We start from the raw sequence: 17,101 nt of genomic DNA, 5'->3' as shown, positions 1-17,101 counted from the left end.
GGCAAGCGAAAAAGGTGCGGAAGCCCGCACCTTTCGCATGCCGTCAGTCAGGCGCTGGCTCAGTGGTGATGTCCGACCGGGCCGATCAGCTTGTACTGGGTGCCACAGTAGGGGCACAGTGCTTCGCCGGTTTTGTGTACCGGCAGGAATACGCGCGGGTGGGAATTCCATGCCACCATGTCCGGCATCGGGCAGTGCAGGGGCAGGTCCTTGGCGGTGACTTCGATGATGCGGCGGGTGTTTTCTTTCAGTTCAGCCATTGTCTTTCCTTGTCAGGCCGGCGGCGCCGGCCCTTGCTGCAGGGGTGTGTTTACTTGACGTAGGTCAGCCAGTGTTCGTGCTCGGCATCCAGGCCCTTCACGATATTGAAGTACTTCTGCTGGATGGCGGCAGTGATCGGGCCGCGGCTGCCTTCACCGATGGCACGGCGGTCCAGCTCGCGAATCGGGGTGACTTCGGCGGCGGTGCCGGTGAAGAAGGCTTCGTCGGCGCTATACACTTCGTCACGGGTAATGCGTTTTTCAATGATTTCCAGCCCTTGTTCCTGGGCGATCTGCACCACGGTGTCGCGGGTGATGCCTTCCAGGGCGGAGGTGAGGTCCGGGGTGTATAGCTTGCCCTTGCGCACGATGAAGATGTTCTCGCCCGAGCCTTCAGCCACGAAGCCGTCCACGTCCAGCAGCAGGGCTTCGTCGTAGCCGTCTGCTGTGGCTTCGTTGTTGGCCAGGATGGAGTTCATGTAGTTGCCGTTGGCCTTGGCCTTGCACATGGTGATGTTGACGTGGTGGCGGGTGAAGGACGAAGTCTTCACGCGGATACCCTTTTCCAGGCCTTCTTCACCCAGGTAGGCACCCCAGGGCCAGGCGGCCACGATGATGCGCACGTCGTCCTTTTTCGGTGCCACGCCCAGCTTGCCGGAGCCGTAGAAAGCCATCGGACGGAAGTAGCAGGAAGACAGCTTGTTGGCCTTCACCACGTCCAGGTGGGCCTGGTTGATGTCATCCTTGCTGAATGGCAGGTCCATGCCCAGGATCTTGGCAGAGCGGAACAGACGGTCGGTGTGGTCCTGCAGGCGGAAAATGGCCGGGCCCTTGGGGGTTTCGTAGGCGCGCACGCCTTCGAACACGCCCATGCCGTAATGCAGGGTGTGGGTCAGCACGTGGGTGGTGGCATCGCGCCAGTCAACCAGTTTGCCGTCATACCAGATGAATCCGTCACGATCTGCCATCGACATCTTGGAGCTCTCCGTCATTGTGTTTTGCGTAGCTGGCGATTATACCGTCAGCCGTGGTCTTGTGAACCGTCGTCAGTGAAAAACCGTTTCAAGCCGGGTTGTCGGTACTGAAAACCTGCTGCCACAGTGCCTGTGCCTGCCGGTAGTGCTGGCGCAGCGTTTCATTGACTTCGACCTTGCTGCTTTCGTTCAGTCTGGCTGCATGTTGCAGCTTGCGGTAGTAGCGGTAGGCGGCGCGTCCCTGTTCGGCCAGTTCCGGGCTGATCAGTCCGGCTTCGGCGGCAACTGCCAGCAGGGCGATATTGCCGGTGTTGCGGGTGAAGGCGGGGAGCTGGCCGGCGTGGGCCAGGATCAGGTACTGCACGATGAATTCGATGTCGATGATGCCACCGCGCGCATTCTTGACGTCGTGCTCGTGCGACGGATGGCTTTCCAGCATGCGCTGGCGCATGGCCAGAACCTCGCTGCGCAGCTTGGCCAGCTCGCGCGGCTGGGTTAGCACGTCATGGCGGATGGCTTCGAAGCCTTCACCGATGGTGGCATCGCCGGCTACATAACGTGCCCGGGTCAGCGCCTGGTGTTCCCATACCCAGGCTTGTTTTTCCTGGTAGTTGCGAAAGGCTGCTAGCGAGCTGACCAGCAGGCCGCTGGCACCATTGGGGCGCAGTCGCAAGTCGATGTCGTAGAGCACGCCGGCGCTGGTGGCGCTGGTCAGCCAGGTGGACATTTTGCGTGCCAGCCGCGAGTACAGCTCGGTGGCGTCAGGGTGCTCGTCGTCGTACAGAAAGATGATGTCCAGATCGGAGGCATAGCCCAGCTCCTTGCCGCCCAGCTTGCCGTAACCGATGATGGCAAAGCGTGGCGTGTCGGTGTGGCGGCTGGGAATGTCACGCCAGGCATGGCGTAGCGTGGCGTCCAGCACGGTATCGGCCAGCAGTGAAAGCTGGTCGGACAGTGCCTCCACCGTCCACATGCCGGCAATGTCCTGTGCCACCAGGCGGAAGGCCTGGGCGTGCTGGAAGTGGCGCAGCGTATCCATTTTGGCCTCGATGTCGCCATCGCACTGCGCCATCTGTTCTTCCAGCTGGGCGGTAAGGGCTGGCCAGTCCGGGGTGGCGTACAGCACGCGGGCATCCAATAGTTCATCCAGCAGGATGGGGTGACGGGTCAGGTAAGTGGACACCCAGGCGCTGGCCGAGCACAAGGTAGCCAGGCGTTGCAGGGTTTGCGGGTATTCGGTCAGCAGCGCCAGGTAGGACGCGCGACGGCTGATGGCTTCCATCAGGCCGATGATGCGCGACAGGGTGGCGGCCGGATTGGGGAAGTGGGTGGATACCTCGATCAGCGGCGGAATCAGTGCATCGAATTTCTTGCGGCCTGTCAGCGGAATCTGCTGATAGCGCTGGCTCTGGGCCAGTGCGCGCAGCTGTCCGGCCACGCCCGGCACATCATCAAAGCCCAGGGTGGCCAGTTGTTCGGTCGGGTCCTGTTCGCAAATGTCACGCCACAGGCAGGATAGTGGGTGGTCAGGCGCAGTTTCGGTGGGCAGGATGAACACCTGCTCGAAGTGGCGTGTTACCTTGCGCCGTTCGGCATTCAGTGCATCGAGAAAATCCTGCCATCCGGCAAAACCCATGCTGGCGGCGATGCGGGCTTGGTTTTCTTCGCCGGAGGGCAGGGTCTGGGTTTGCTGATCGTCCAGGTATTGCAGGCGGTGTTCCAGATTGCGCAGGAAGGCATAGGCCTCCTGCAATTCGGCCACGGCGGCGGGTTCCAACAGGCGCAGTTCGGCCAGCCGCTCCAGCGTGGCGCGCGTACTGCGCAGTTGCAGGCTCTTGTCGCGGCCACCGCGAATCAGCTGGAACACCTGGGCGATGAATTCCACTTCGCGAATGCCGCCTGGCCCCAGCTTGATATTGTCGACCATATCGCGCCGTGCTACTTCGCGGCGAATCTGTGCATGCAGCTCGCGCATGGCACCGTAGGCGTTGTAATCCAGATACTTGCGGTAGACGAAGGGGCGAACCATGTCGGAAAGGCCTGCGATATCGCCGGTCAGCGCCTTGGCCTTGATCCAGGCGTAGCGTTCCCATTCGCGGCCCTGGGTGAGCAGGTAGTTTTCCAGGGCGGAAAAGCTCATCACCAGCGGGCCGGAGTCGCCATACGGGCGCAGGCGCATGTCGACACGGAATACCTGGCCATCCAGCGTGACGTCATTGATCAGGCTAATGATGCGTTTGCCCACCTGGCTGAAGTATTCGTGATTGCTGATCTTGCGCGGGCCGCTGGTTTCGCCGCCTTCGGGATAGATGAAGATCAGGTCGATGTCGGAGGAGACATTCAGCTCGCCACCGCCCAGCTTGCCCATGCCGATGACGATGAGCTGTTGCACTTCGCCGCTGTCCTCGCCGATGGGCTGGCCATATTGCGGCAGCGAGCGGCAGGCGCAGGCCAGTGATTGCTGCACGGCAAATTCGGCCAGCAGGCTGATGGTGCTGACGACCTCATCGAGATTGGCCAGGCCGTTGTGATCGCGAGTAATCAGCCGTGCCATTACCGCCTGACGCAGCCGGCGCAGGGCTGAGGCCATGCTGTCCGGTTCGTTCAGCAGGTCCCAGTCGGCGAAGCCGGCCATTTCTGCTGCATCCAGTGGCTGGTGCAGACGGCTGAGCAGCAAGGCATGCTGTTCGGGCCGGGCAGTCAGCAGCCGGTCCAGATAAAGTGAAAAGGCACGACTGTGGGCAATGGCATGCTCCGGGTTTGCTGGCATAATGGCGCTGCACTCGCTGGTTGGTCCTGATAACACCTCATTGTATCGGTTTAGCTCATTTGGAAAAGCCCCTGCACCTGCTTGCCAGAATCCACGTCATTCGCCTGCTGCGCAAAATGCTGCGAGTCGGCGGCCTGTTGCTGTTGCTGGCAGGCATTGTGGTGGGCAGCGCTTTTTCGGTATTCAACTGGTGGTTCCTGCCACGGCTGGAGCAATTTCGTCCCGAGCTGGAAGCAAGCCTGTCCCAGGCCTCGGGCCGACAGGTGAGCGTGGCCACCTTGTCCGGTCAGTGGCAGGGCGTGGCTCCGAGGTTGCGGCTGGGCGGTCTGCGCATTGCCAACCCGGTTACAGGAGAAGCGCTGACGCTGCAGCAGGTGACGGTGCTGCCCTCATGGTGGTCGTTGCTGACTTGGCAGCCGCTGTTTTCCAGCATCGTGATCCAGGGGCCGAGCGTGGCGCTGATGCGCAATGCCGATGGACATATCCTGCTTAATGGTTTCGACCTGACAGCCAGCCCGGACCAGCCACAGGCCACGGATAGCGAACCTGCCGCCAACTGGCTGCTGCGGCAGAAGCACATTGAAATCAGCCAGGCGCATATCAGCTGGGAAGACAAGCTGCTGGGGCTGCCCAGGCTGGATCTGCAGCAAGGCCAGCTGATTCTGGGCAAGACGCTGCTTGGCCATCGCCTGACCTTGTCGGGCAGGCCGGTTGCCACCCTGGGTAAGGGTTTTGACATGGAGTTGTCGTGGCGTGGTAATGATTTTCGTCAGTGGCGGAATTGGGCTGGTAATGCACGTGTGCGGCTCAATGGCGCGCAGGCAGGCATGCTGTCGCGCTACATGGAGAAAATAGGTCTGGTAAGTAGCGGTGAAGGCAGTGGCACGCTGGAGGCGGATTTTTCCGATGGCCATATCAACAGCCTGGATGCCGATGTCAGCATCCGCAATGCAGCCTACACCCCGCGGGATGCCCGCACCCTGGTTTTGCCGGTCATCAGTGGCAAGCTGCAACTGGAGCGCTCTGGCGGAGGTGCTTATGTCATTAATGCTTCCAAGCTGACGCTGGCCAGTGCCAGCGGCCTGGCGTTCGACAATTCCAGCATCCGTGGTGACTGGCTGCCGGGCGAGCAGGGCCATGGCCAACTGACGCTGGATAATGTCAATGTGGCGCATCTGACGCCCTTCATCCGGGCGCTGGGGGGAGATGGTAACTCGCTATTTTCGCGCTTTGCCCCCAGCGGTCAGTTGAAAAACCTGTCACTCAGTTGGAAGGGGCCGTTGCAGTCTCCACGCCAGTACGCAGTGGCGACCCGGTTTGATCAACTTGCCTGGCAGGCATTTTCATCGGTGCCGGGTATCAGCGGGGTCAGCGGCTCGCTACGATTTGGCGAGCAGGGTGGCAGCCTGCAACTGGACAGTCACCATGCAACACTAAACTATCCGGCAGTTTTCCCCCAGTTGCTGAACTTCGATCAGCTCAATGCCCGCGTGGACTGGAAAAACCAGGGCAATCAGACTGATGTGGAGTTTCATGAGGTCAGTTTTGCCAATGCCGATCTGAATGGCCGCTTTGGCGGGCATTACCATCATGGCGACAAGGGCCCGGGCGTGGTGGATTTCACCGCCAGCGTAGACAAGGTGTCTGCCATCCGGGTGCCAGCCTATCTGCCGCATGCGGTGGGTGAGGACACCCTGCGCTGGCTCAAGCAGTCGCTGCAAGGCGGTATGGCCAGCGATGTGCGCATGATTCTGAAAGGAGATCTGGCAGACTTTCCCTTTGCCGGTGGCAAGGGAGGGCAGTTCAGCGTGGATGCCAAGGTTGAGCAGGGCAAGTTGCTGTACGAAAAAGGCTGGCCGACCATAGACAATATTCAGGCTGATTTGGGTTTTCATAATGAAAAGATGCTGATTGCCGCACGTTCCGGCAGTACCTTGGGTGTGCCGCTGTCTGCCGTACAGGTGGGCATAGACAATCTGGGTGCTGCTCAGCCGGTTCTGACTGTGCTGGGGCGTGCCCGGGGCCCGCTGGCCAGTATGTTGAAATTCACCACCAGCAGCCCGGTAGATGGCTGGCTGGATGGTTTTACCGGCAATCTGCAAGGGTCGGGTAATGCTGAGCTGAACCTGAAGCTGGGCATTCCCCTGTCAGGCAAGGAGCCGGTCAGGGTAAGGGGCGACATCCTGCTGGCGGGTAATCAGCTGGGCTTTCGCACCCTGCCTATTCCCACCTTGCATGATGCGCGCGGTACGCTGACTTTTACCGAGCATGGTGTCGAAACCAATGGCGTCAGCTTTAATGCCCTGGGCGGCTCCTTCCTGCTGAAGGCGGCCAGCACCCCGGCCGGGCGCATGAATTTTGATATCCATGGCGAAGCCGACAGCAAGCAGGCGCTGGACCACTACCTGCCCTTGCTGTCGCCCTATGTCAGCGGCCACTCGCCGTTTGCGGTGCAGTTTGTGGTGCAGAAGGGGCTGGAAAACCTGGTGGTCAGCTCCAGCCTGCAGGGTAGCAGCATTTTGGCACCGGCCCCGGCCGGCAAGCAGGCGGCTGATGTGCTGCCGCTGTCATTACGGCTAACGCCCGGCAAAACTGCCCAGCAGCCGCTCAGGCTGGATCTGGATGTGGGCACGGTGGCCAGTGGCAGCCTGCTGCTGGATGAGCATGGCAATCTCAAAAGCGGGGTGATTGCCTCCGGCCGTCCGCAGGGCAAGCTGCCGGACGAGGGCCTGGTACTGCGCCTGGCCGCGCCCAAGGTGGATTTGCCACGCTGGGTGGATACCATTGCCGGGCCTTCCGGACTGCATGGCAATACGGCCTCCGCCGGCAAATCGCTGCAGTTCGACCTGCCTTTGCAGATAGAGCTGGAAACCCCGCAGCTGGACAGCTGGGGTGGCAGCCTGCACAAGGTGACGGCCACGCTGGGTAATCGGCGTATCCACAATGGCTGGTCGCTGGATGTACGGGCGCATGAACTGAGCGGCAGCATCGATTACCTGCCCGAGGGCAATGGGCTGGTGCGTGCCAATCTGGCCTATGCCTTGCTCAATCCGCCGGAAAAGGGCAGCTCAGCTGATGGCGACACCGCCATGGCCGACAAAGGCGACTGGCCGGCACTGGATATTCGCGTGGGTGACCTGGTTTATCAGAACAGATCGGTTGGCAGGCTGGAAATGCGTGCCCGCCGCGAAGGGCGTGACTGGGTGCTCAATCCGCTGCGGTTGGTGGCAGCGGAAGGCAGCCTGCAGGGCAGTGCCCGCGTGCGTCGCAGTGATAGTGGCAAGGAAGTGCAGACCCGCTATCAGCTGGACAGCAGCGATGTGGGCAAGCTGCTGGCACGCGTCGGCCTGCAGGATACCTTCCGCAAGGGTGAAGGCACCCTCACCGGTAATATGAGCTGGCCGGGGGGGCTGTTTGATGTCAGCGCCAGCCAGCTTTCCGGCGAAATGACGCTGGCCCTGAAAAATGGTCGCTTTGCCAAGGTGGACCCGGGGGTGGCACGCCTGCTTGGCGTGTTGAGCCTGCAGTCGCTGACACGCCGGGTAAAGCTGGATTTCACCGATGTGTTCAGCGACGGTTTCGCTTTTGACTCCATCACCGGTGATGCCCGTATCAGCAAGGGCGTGTTTGTTTCTGATAATGTGCACATGAAAGGCCCGGCGGCGGATGTCTATCTGCGTGGCCAGGTGAATCTGGCCAATGAAACCCAGGACGTGCACATCAAGGTACAGCCCCATCTGGCCGAGAGCGTGGCACTGGCTGCCGGGGCGGCGCTACTCAATCCAGTGGTGGGCGTTGCCGCACTGGCGGCGCAGAAAGTATTGCAGGACCCGGTCGGCAAGATTCTGTCGGTCGAATATGTGTTGACCGGCTCGTTTGCCAATCCCAAGGTGGACAAGCAGGCAGCGGAACCTTTGAAAAACAGCAAGCGGATCATCACGCCATGAAACAGAAATTTATCGCTGCCGCCGTGCAGATGGTGTCCGGTACCGATGTCGCTGCCAACCTGGCCCGTGCCGCGGCGCTGGTGGCACAGGCGGCGGCTGCCGGTGCCGCCTTTGTGGTGTTGCCCGAATACTTCTGCCTGATGGGCAGGAAGGATGGCGACAAGGTGGCCATTTGCGAAGCTGCAGGCAGTGGCCCGCTGCAGACGGCACTGGCGGCCATGGCGCGTGACAACAAGATCTGGCTGGCCGCCGGCACCATTCCGTTGCGCAGCCCGGAGCCTGGCAAGGTATTCAACACCACGCTGGTATTCGACCCGGATGGCGTCGTACAGGCCCGCTACGACAAGATCCACCTGTTTGGCTATACCGGAAATGGCGAGCGCTATTGCGAGTCCGACAGTATTCTGGCTGGCAGTACGCCGGTGAAGGTGGATATCGGTCTGGCAGAAGTGGCATGCGGTATCTGCTACGATCTGCGCTTTCCCGAGCTGTTCCGCCAGTTGGCACCGTTTGATGTGATGATTCTGCCGGCGGCCTTTACTGCAGCCACCGGCGAAGCTCACTGGGAAGTACTGATGCGCGCCCGTGCCATTGAAAACCAATGCTTCGTGATTGCCTCCGGACAAGGTGGTACCCACGAAAACGGCCGCAAAACCCATGGCCAGTCCATGATCATCGACCCCTGGGGGCGCATTCTGGCGCAACATGCCAGTGGTGACGGTGTTGTACTGGCAGAGATTGACCCCGAATTGCTGCATTCGGTGCGCAGTGGCCTGCCGGCCCTGGCTCACCGTGTGCTTTGACAGAAAGACTCACCATGCAAGACGCTTTCAGTATTGCCGATCAGTTGTTGCTCGCGCCTTATGGCGTGGATGAAACCATGATCGAGAAAACCTTTGCCCGCATGCGTCAGCATGCCATCGATTATGCCGACCTTTACTTCCAGTACACCCGCAGCGAGGGCTGGAGTCTGGAAGAGGGCATCGTCAAGTCCGGTAGCTTCAGCATCGATCAGGGGGTGGGTGTCCGTGCCGTTTCCGGCGACAAGACCGCCTTTGCCTATTCCGACGACATCGGTGCAGACGCCATCAACCGTGCGGCCGACGCCGTGCGTGCCATCGGCCTCGTGGGTGGGGATGGCAGTGCTGGTCGCCAGTCCCCGCAACGTGCGCGGGCGCTGTACCCGGCCATCGACCCCTGCCACAGTCTGGAAGCAGCTGCCAAGGTAGCGCTGCTGGAAAAGGTGGAAAAACTGGCCCGCGCCATGGACCCGCGCGTGATCCAGGTGATGGCTGGTGTGGCCTCGGAATATGACGTGGTATACGTGGCACGTCATGACGGTGTGCGCGCAGCCGATGTGCGTCCGCTGGTACGGCTGTCGGTGCATGTGATTGCCGAGCACAATGGCCGGCGCGAGCAGGGCTCCGGTGGTGGTGGTGGCCGTTTTGACCTGACGCGCTTTGACGATGCGCTGGTGGAGTTGTATGTACGTCAGGCGGTGGACCAGGCGCTGATCAATCTGGAAGCCCGTCCGGCACCAGCCGGCCAGATGACGGTGGTGCTGGGTTCCGGCTGGCCGGGTGTGCTGCTGCATGAGGCCATCGGCCACGGTCTGGAAGGCGATTTCAACCGCAAGGGCACTTCGGCCTTTTCCGGCAAGCTGGGCCAGCGTGTGGCCGCAGCCGGCGTTACCGTGGTGGATGACGGCACGCTGGATGGTCTGCGTGGTTCGCTGGCCATCGACGACGAAGGCAATCAGACCAACCGTACCGTGCTGATTGAAGACGGCATCCTCAAGGGCTATATGCAGGATGCGATGAACGCCCGCCTGATGCAGGTGGCTCCCACCGGCAATGGCCGGCGCGAATCCTATGCCCACATCCCGATGCCGCGCATGACCAACACCTATATGCTGGGTGGCCAGCATGATCCCAAGGAAATCATCGCTTCGGTAAAGGACGGCCTGTATGCCGCCAACTTCGGTGGTGGTCAGGTGGACATTACCAGCGGCAAGTTCGTGTTCTCTGCCTCGGAAGCCTGGCGTATCGAAGATGGCAAGCTGACTTACCCTATCAAGGGGGCCACGCTGATCGGTAATGGCCCGGATGTGCTGGGTTATGTGTCGATGATAGGCAATGACATGGCGCTGGATCAGGGCGTGGGCGTGTGCGGCAAGGAAGGTCAGAGCGTGCCGGTGGGGGTGGGCCAGCCCACCTTGCGCATTGATGGCGGACTGACCGTTGGCGGTACCGGCGGCTGACAGGGTAGCTGGCATTCATGACGCAAGCAAAGACCGGCCTGGCATCTGGCCGGTGGCTGTTGCTGCTGGCAGGGCTCTGCCTGTGGCAATCCGTGGCGGCGCAGGATTTTACCGTTGCGGTGGAAGAGTCCGACAACCATCCCTTTGAGTATGTGCAAGGGGATGGCAAGACGCACGGTGGCTTTCATCTGGAAGTGATTGATCAGGTTGCAGCCCGGCTGGGTTGGCATGTAGTGTACAAGCCCATGCCTTGGCAGCGTGCCCTGCGCAGTCTGCAACTGGGCCGGGTGGATGCGCTCAGCTATCTGGCGCGTACGCCGGAGCGTGATGCCTATGCCGTGTTTCTGCCGGCTGCCATTCAACATCGTCAGTTCGCCGGCCTGTTTGTGCGGCGTTCCCAGCGTCAGCATTTTCCCGATACCACCAAGCCTTGCAGTTATGCGGGTTATCACATTGCGGCAGCCAGTAACTACTTTTACGGCGACATCGTGCAGCAGGCGATGCGTGAATGCTGGCAGATCGACATGACGGCCAGCTCCAAGGAAGAGGTGTTTTCCAAGCTGCTGGCCGGGCGTATCGATATCGCGGTGGCCTATGGTACTTCCTTGCAGTCGCTGGATGCGCAGATGCCGGAGCTGCAATCCCAGGTAGTTGCCCTGCGCGAGCCGCGCTGGCTGATTGGCGATTTCTACCTTGGGTTCTCGCGCAAGGCCATGTCTGCGCAGCGGATTGATGCCTATGTCGGCACCTTGGGCAGCTTCAGGCAAAGCCCGGCGTATCAGCAACTGGTACGCAAGTACAATATGAAGCCCTTTCTGCCCTGAGCCGCAGGTGGCGGCTGGCTGTACCTTTGTTTCCACATTTGTTCTTACCGGATACGACGACTGTCGCAGGAGAAAGCATGGTCCGGCTGGAAGACGTACAAATCCTGCTGCATACCGCACAGCTGGGCAGCCTGTCAGCCGCTGCGCGCGCGCTGGACATCAGCCCTGCGGTGGCTAGTGCCGCACTGAAGCGGCTGGAAAGCGAACTGGGTACCCATCTGCTGGTTCGCTCTACCCGCAGCTTGCGCCTGACCGCCGATGGCGAGCGCTATCTGGAGCATGCCCGAACTGCGCTGGATGCCTTACAGGCCGGTGCGCAGGCGCTGGCTGCCGGTCGCCAGACGCTGCAGGGGCAGCTCAGCCTGTCCATGCCCTCCGATATTGGCAGGCAATTGCTGCGTCCCTGGCTGGATGTGTTTCTGGATGAGCATCCGGGTGTACGGCTGCAACTGCATATCAGCGACCGCTTGGCTGATTTGTACCGCATGCCGGTGGATGTGGCCCTGCGCTACGGTGTGCCAGAGGATTCCAGCCTGGTGGCCCTGCCCATGTTGCCGGATAACCGGCGTCTACTGTGTGCTGCCCCGTCCTATCTGGCGCGGCATGGCTGGCCTGGGCAGCCGGAAGATCTTGCTGCCCATGCCTGCCTGCGGCTGGTGCTGGGGGATGCGCTGCATGAACGCTGGCGTTTTGTCCGGCAAGGCGAGTGGAGCACGGTAATGGTGAGCGGACGCCGCAATAGCGACGATGGTGAAATCGTCCGGCGCTGGGCGGTAGATGGACAGGGGATAGCCTACAAATCCCGGCTGGATGTGCTGGACGATGTGCGTGCCGGCCGCTTGCTACCCTTGCTGACGGATTACCAGACCGAGCGTGCACCGCTGTATCTGGTCTGCCCGCATCGCATGATGCTGTCGCCACTGGTTGTACGCCTGCGCGAATTCCTGCAGCTGCGACTGCAGCAGCACGTGCTGGCACCGCTGCAGTCCGCGTTGGATCAGGCCTGATCCATAAAACTCAACCTTGCGTACTTAGCAGGCTGCCCACCGAGCTGGTGTAGCTATTGCTCTGGCTGTGCTGCAGGTTTTGCAGCAGGGCGCTCAGGAAAGATTGCAGATTGGCCGAGGTGTTGCTGCCGGACGTAGCACTGTCGCTGGCGCTGCTGCCATTGGCCTGCTGGACACTGCTGAGCAGATTGTTGAAATCGCTTTGCAGGGTGCTGAGCGCACTGGAGCTGCTGGTGCTGCCAGAGGAGCTGGACAGCTGCTGGATCAGGCTTTGCAGCTGGCTTTCGGTATTGCCGTAGGCGCTGGTACTGCTGTCGCTGCTGCTATCTGAGGTGCTGGCAGACGTACTGGAGGACTTCAGCGCGGCAAACAGGTCGTGCATGAAAGTGTGCATGGCCTGCATCGGGTTTTGCGTACTGCCGGTACTGCTCAGGCTGTCATCGCTGTCACCGTCGCCATCTGGCGGCGGTGGCGGCGGTGGCGGCATGCCGGCAAGCGAGCCATTGCTGCTGTTGCCCGTGCTGTTGCTGCTACTGCTGGACGATGGCGGTTGCAATGAAATACCCAGTTGGCTTAATGCCTGTTCCACGCTTTGCATGAAGGCATCATTGCCACCACGGTGCTTGCCGTGATGGCGGACATCACTGCTGCTTGATGTCGTACTGGTCTGGCTGCTGCCGAGCAGGCTGCCGTAAATGGATGTGCTGCTGCTAATGCCTGAAATGCTCATGATGACGGCTCCTGATGCTTGCAAGTGAGCGGTGCGGTGTCGCGATGAGTGCTGCGGCCGGCGACAGGCGCGATGCTGCTGCAAGGCAAGTTTCAGGCCAGTAAGTTACGGCTTAAATGTAAAAACATGTTAGAAAATGTTAGCGATTGTCGTGAGGCGCGGAAAAATTCCCGTGCTCTGCTAAGGTGTTGCCTGCTTTGGCTTGTAGCCTGTTGCACGTGCTGGAAAAAATTGCCGCCGTCGGCAATATGCTGCCGTTGCAAAATTGTAAATATTCATTGCAGACAGTGGCTTGTCACCACTCTTTGATTACCGTCAGGCAATTTTTGCCGCCTGGTGCTGATGGCAGCCGCCCGAATGAGAGAGGGACCCGGGGCAAGCGGGCAGGCGGCTACCGCTTGCCATCATGCGCGGCTGATCCGTTAAAAACGGTTAGCGACCGGTAAAGCGCTATAAATCAGTGTAAATGGCAGTAAAACTTCACCCGCAACAGGCTGCGATGTGGATTATGTCTGCCGACAGCCCCCGGGAGAGGGGGGTAATGCAATAAATCAGGATGGAAAATGAGAATACTGCTGGTTGATGACGATATTGAATTGGCCGACATGCTGGGCAGCTACCTGGAGCGAGAGTCCTGCCTGGTACAGAAAGTAAGTGATGGTACCAGCGCCGTGGTACAAGCACTGTCCGGTCAGTTCGACCTGATGGTGCTGGACGTCATGATGCCTGGGCTTAGCGGGGTAGAAGTGCTGCGGCGTGTGCGCGAACACAGCATGCTGCCGGTGCTGATGCTGACGGCCCGTGGTGACGATACCGACCGAGTGCTGGGTCTGGAGCTGGGTGCCGATGACTACGTACCCAAACCATGCACACCGCGCGAGCTGCTGGCACGCATCCGTGCCATCCTGCGCCGCACTGGCAATCAGCCGCAGCCGGCGCATGAAACTGACGTCCTGCGCGAAGGCCCGCTGACCATGTGGCCGGGCGAGCGCCGTGCCCAGTGGGGTGAAGACCTGCTGGAGCTGACCAGTACCGAATACAGCCTGCTGGAACTGCTGGTGCGCCATGCCGGTCAGCCGGTGGGCAAGGATGTGCTGTCCAAGCAGGCTTTGGGCCGTCCGCTGGCCCGTTTTGACCGCAGCGTGGATGTACACATGAGCAGCATCCGGCAGAAGCTGTCGCGGGTGGCTCCGGGCCGTATCTGCATCCAGACCGTGGTACGTCGCGGTTACCAGTTCATCAAGGCCTGAGCATGGGACGTTTGTTCTGGAAGCTGTTTCTCATTCTGTGGCTGGCGCAGATCTGCACCGTGGTCGGGGTGGGGGCGGTATTCTGGATCAAGCACCGTAACGAGACGGCCGCCGCTGTCGAGCAACGCCACCCCATGGACGGTACGGTGCTGGACTTGGCGGCCAGCTTGCTGCGTCATGAAGGTAGTGCCGGTTTGCGCAAACAGCTGGAAGGCATGAGTTCGCGCGGGCGCGATTATCTGTACATACTGGACGATCATGGGCATGAGTTGCTGGATCGTGCCGCACCGGCAGCAGAGCTGCTCGCCCACCGACCCACGCGGGAGGTAAGCCTGCCGGATGGCACGCATTACCGGTTGGTGTTGCTACCGCCGGGGCCGCCGCCAGGCCTGCCCGGAGGGCCGGGTGGTCCGGGTGGTCCGGGGCATGGTGGCCCGGATGATCCGGGACCGATTCCGCTGATTCCCGTGGTGGGGGCTTTGCTGGGCAGCCTGTTGTTTGGTGCCATTCTTGCGCGCTATCTGTCCAAGCCCATCCACCTGATGAGCGAAGCATTCCAGTCGGTAGCCAAGGGCAATATGGATGTCAATCTGGCCAGCCGCATTGGTGGACGCCGCGATGAACTGGCCGATCTTGGACGTGACTTCGACAGCCTGGCGCAAAGGCTGAAGCAGTTGATCGTGGGCCAGCGCCGTTTGTTTCACGATGTATCGCACGAACTGCGCTCGCCGCTGGCCCGGCTGAATGCGGCAGTCGATCTGGCGCGACAGCAGCCAGATCGTCTGGATGAGTGGCTGGGACGTATCGAACGTGAGTCCGGTCGCATGGATACGCTGGTGGGCGAGGTGCTGGCGCTGGCCCGGCTGGATGCCGAAGGTGCACAGCATCCGCCGGAGCGGCTGGCGATCGATGTATTGCTGGAAGAGCTGATTCCCGACGCCGAATTCGAGGCTGAGGCCAATGACTGCAGCATTCTGCTGCTGCAGACCGATATGGCCGAAGTTATGATGCAGCCGGAGCTGTTGTCGCGGGCGCTGGAAAACGTGGTGCGCAATGCCATCCACCATACGCGCAAGGGCAGTGCGGTGTCGCTGGCGGTGGTGCGTTCTGTTACGGATGTCACCATCGAAGTGTGCGATTGCGGCCCCGGTGTGCCGGAGCATGAGCTGGAAACCATCTTCGAGCCCTTCTTCCGCAGCGAACAGAACAGCCAGCCGGGTGGCTACGGTCTGGGCCTGGCCATGGCACACCGCATCGTGCAGACCCACCATGGCCGCATCAAGGCAAGTAATCTGCCGCAGGGCGGGCTGCGTGTCAGCATCACCCTGCCATTGGCTACGGCCTAGCCTTGCTAGTTCTTGGAGCGCAGGCCGCCGGAACTACCCAGTTCGCTGAGCAGGCGGCAGGTGGTCTTGCCGCTCAGGCGGAAGGGGTCCAGCACCGGGCTGGAAGAGTGCCGCAGCAGTAGTGCGGCATTTTTCTTGTCTAGCGGTGCCTGTGCCATCGACCAGCAGGCAAACTCGCGCTGCTCGACTTCCTCGTAGCTAAGCAAGGTAACGTCGCAATGCCGGTTGTCACGGCAAATGGTCTGATACAGCGCATTGACTTCGGCGCGTCCACCTTCCAGTGCCTGTACGAAAACACCATCGCCATAGCACAGCACGCCGGTGATGCCGCGCTCGGGGTTGTGTTGATGGGCGGCATCCAGAATCAGCCGCACCAGTTCGCTGGTGATTGGGGTGGCGCTGCGGCTGGCGTAAATCAGGCGAACGAGCATGTCAGTTTCCTCTGTGCATCAGCGACAGGAATTCCCGGCGCAGATTGGCGTCGCGCAGGAAAGAACCGCGCATCACGCTATTGGTCATTTTCGAATTGTTGTCCTTCACGCCGCGCCAGTGCATGCAGAAATGATCTGCCTCCATGACGATGGCCAGGCCATCCGGTTGTAGCTTGTCCATCAGCAGGTCAGCAATCTGCATCACCGCTTCTTCCTGGATTTGCGGACGGGTCATGATCCAGTCGATCAGGCGCGCGTATTTGGACAGGCCAATCAGGTTGGAATGCTCATTCGGCATTACCCCGACCCAAACCCGGCCCATGATGGGACACAGATGGTGGGAGCAGGCACTGCGTACCGTGATGGGGCCGACGATCATCAATTCGTTCAGCTGTTCGATATTCGGGAATTCGGTATTGGGCGGGCTGGCAACATAACGGCCACGAAACACCTCGCGCACGAACATCTTGGCAACGCGCCGTGCCGTGTCCTGCGTGTTGTGGTCGTTAACCGTGTCGATGACCAGGCTTTCCAGCACCCCTTGCATCTTGGCTGCCACTTCCTGTTGCAGCAAGTCCAGCTCATCGCCCTCGATGAAATCGGCAATATTGTCATTGGCGTGAAAGCGCACGCCGGCATTCTGCAGGCGGTAGCGTATGCGGGAGGACACGCTATCGGTGCTCATGGCGTTGTTATCCGTTTTGCTCATGGTGGCTTTGGCCTTTATCTTCGATGGACTGGCATGGCCCTGGCGCGGGTGCTTGCCCGTGGGAGTGGTCCTGCCAGCCGCTGTTTATCCGTGACGTGTGTGTGGCAAACTCCACTGGTCTGCTGCCGCTGGAATTCCTGTCCTGCATGGTAATGCGCCGCTGGGGCAGGGAAAAGGAAAACCGCAATCAACCTTGCTAAATGGTGACGCCGGCGCTGGCTTTCAAGACTGCCGCCCGGTTTTCTGCTGCCGGTAAAGGCAGGGCTGGCCAGATGCTTCCAGCACATCCAGACAGGGCTGGCGCTTGCTCTTGATTTTTAGGGCAGTGCAGGCGTAAGGAAAGCGGGCATCATGGCTGATATGGTAGTGGCGGCAGTCCAGGCATTGCCGGAGGGGTTGGGGGGCTTTTCCGGTAGCGGGCATGATGTGGCCGGACAGAGTGGAAACTGCAGCGATTGTGCCTGTTGCCGTGCCTAATGTGAATAATTGTTTTAAATGCTGATGTCGGCTGTCATTTTTGGTATAAAGCTGAATTGCATCTTGCAAATCAGGCCCTGTCCGTTTGCAAGGCGGGCTTCCCGGCTGCTCAAGCC

14 protein-coding genes are annotated in these 17,101 nt (G+C 60.6%); 7 read left to right on the top strand and 7 right to left on the bottom strand.

Features of this window, described 5'->3' with window-relative positions; genetic code table 11:
* Positions 1–59: 59 nt before the first annotated feature.
* From QVF59_RS03050 to glnE, 3 genes are all read right to left on the bottom strand, one after another.
* On the bottom strand, positions 60–260 hold the full coding sequence (locus QVF59_RS03050) for a zinc-finger domain-containing protein (RefSeq protein WP_287877306.1): 201 nt from the start codon (positions 258–260) through the stop codon (positions 60–62).
* 50 nt (positions 261–310) lie between these two features.
* Positions 311–1,234 (bottom strand): branched-chain amino acid transaminase, encoded by a 924-nt coding sequence (locus tag QVF59_RS03045; protein WP_159880760.1) that lies wholly within the window; start codon positions 1,232–1,234, stop codon positions 311–313.
* Positions 1,235–1,322: 88 nt separating this feature from the next.
* Entirely contained in the window at positions 1,323–4,004 is a 2,682-nt protein-coding gene (glnE, locus tag QVF59_RS03040) for a bifunctional [glutamate--ammonia ligase]-adenylyl-L-tyrosine phosphorylase/[glutamate--ammonia-ligase] adenylyltransferase (RefSeq protein WP_287877305.1), read from the bottom strand.
* 59 nt (positions 4,005–4,063) lie between these two features.
* On the opposite strand from glnE, the gene QVF59_RS03035 reads away from it, so the two are divergent.
* The 5 genes from QVF59_RS03035 to QVF59_RS03015 all read left to right on the top strand — a co-directional run bounded on the left by QVF59_RS03035 (position 4,064) and on the right by QVF59_RS03015 (position 12,042).
* Positions 4,064–7,951, top strand: a complete 3,888-nt coding sequence (locus QVF59_RS03035) for a YhdP family protein (protein WP_287877304.1) — start codon at positions 4,064–4,066, stop codon at positions 7,949–7,951.
* Positions 7,948–8,754, top strand: a complete 807-nt coding sequence (locus QVF59_RS03030) for a carbon-nitrogen hydrolase family protein (protein WP_287877302.1) — start codon at positions 7,948–7,950, stop codon at positions 8,752–8,754. The genes QVF59_RS03035 and QVF59_RS03030 overlap by 4 nt, the downstream gene beginning before the upstream one ends.
* Before the next feature lie 14 nt (positions 8,755–8,768).
* Positions 8,769–10,211: a metalloprotease TldD gene (gene tldD / locus QVF59_RS03025; RefSeq protein WP_287877300.1), complete on the top strand. Its 1,443-nt coding sequence runs from the start codon at positions 8,769–8,771 to the stop codon at positions 10,209–10,211.
* A 17-nt stretch (positions 10,212–10,228) separates the two neighbouring features.
* Positions 10,229–11,035: a substrate-binding periplasmic protein gene (locus QVF59_RS03020; protein WP_159875927.1), complete on the top strand. Its 807-nt coding sequence runs from the start codon at positions 10,229–10,231 to the stop codon at positions 11,033–11,035.
* A gap of 77 nt (positions 11,036–11,112) precedes the next feature.
* The gene (locus tag QVF59_RS03015) at positions 11,113–12,042 is read left to right on the top strand and encodes a LysR family transcriptional regulator (protein WP_287877299.1); all 930 of its coding nucleotides are present in this window, start codon (positions 11,113–11,115) and stop codon (positions 12,040–12,042) included.
* Between the two features lie 10 nt (positions 12,043–12,052).
* Here QVF59_RS03015 and QVF59_RS03010 read toward each other — a convergent pair whose 3' ends face one another.
* Positions 12,053–12,772, bottom strand: a complete 720-nt coding sequence (locus QVF59_RS03010; RefSeq protein WP_287877297.1) for a hypothetical protein — start codon at positions 12,770–12,772, stop codon at positions 12,053–12,055.
* A 563-nt stretch (positions 12,773–13,335) separates the two neighbouring features.
* On the opposite strand from QVF59_RS03010, the gene QVF59_RS03005 reads away from it, so the two are divergent.
* Positions 13,336–14,022, top strand: a complete 687-nt coding sequence (locus QVF59_RS03005; RefSeq protein ID WP_159875933.1) for a response regulator transcription factor — start codon at positions 13,336–13,338, stop codon at positions 14,020–14,022.
* 2 nt (positions 14,023–14,024) lie between these two features.
* Positions 14,025–15,368, top strand: a complete 1,344-nt coding sequence (locus QVF59_RS03000; RefSeq protein WP_287877294.1) for a HAMP domain-containing sensor histidine kinase — start codon at positions 14,025–14,027, stop codon at positions 15,366–15,368.
* Positions 15,369–15,373: 5 nt separating this feature from the next.
* Here the strand turns inward: QVF59_RS03000 and QVF59_RS02995 are convergent, their stop codons facing one another.
* From QVF59_RS02995 to QVF59_RS02985, 3 genes are all read right to left on the bottom strand, one after another.
* On the bottom strand, positions 15,374–15,799 hold the full coding sequence (locus QVF59_RS02995) for a BLUF domain-containing protein (RefSeq protein WP_159875937.1): 426 nt from the start codon (positions 15,797–15,799) through the stop codon (positions 15,374–15,376).
* Between the two features lies 1 nt (position 15,800).
* Positions 15,801–16,508 carry a GTP cyclohydrolase I gene (folE, locus tag QVF59_RS02990; protein WP_287877291.1) on the bottom strand — a complete coding sequence of 236 codons (708 nt, stop codon included), beginning with the start codon at positions 16,506–16,508 and terminating at the stop codon, positions 15,801–15,803.
* Between the two features lie 222 nt (positions 16,509–16,730).
* A complete protein-coding gene (locus QVF59_RS02985; protein WP_287877289.1) occupies positions 16,731–17,054 on the bottom strand; it encodes a hypothetical protein in 324 nt (107 codons plus the stop codon).
* Positions 17,055–17,101 lie beyond the last annotated feature (47 nt).

It is taken from the genome of Aquitalea sp., from assembly GCF_030150775.1.
GTDB classification, from domain to species: domain Bacteria; phylum Pseudomonadota; class Gammaproteobacteria; order Burkholderiales; family Chromobacteriaceae; genus Aquitalea; species Aquitalea denitrificans.
This window is presented reverse-complemented; position numbering and strand designations above follow the sequence as displayed.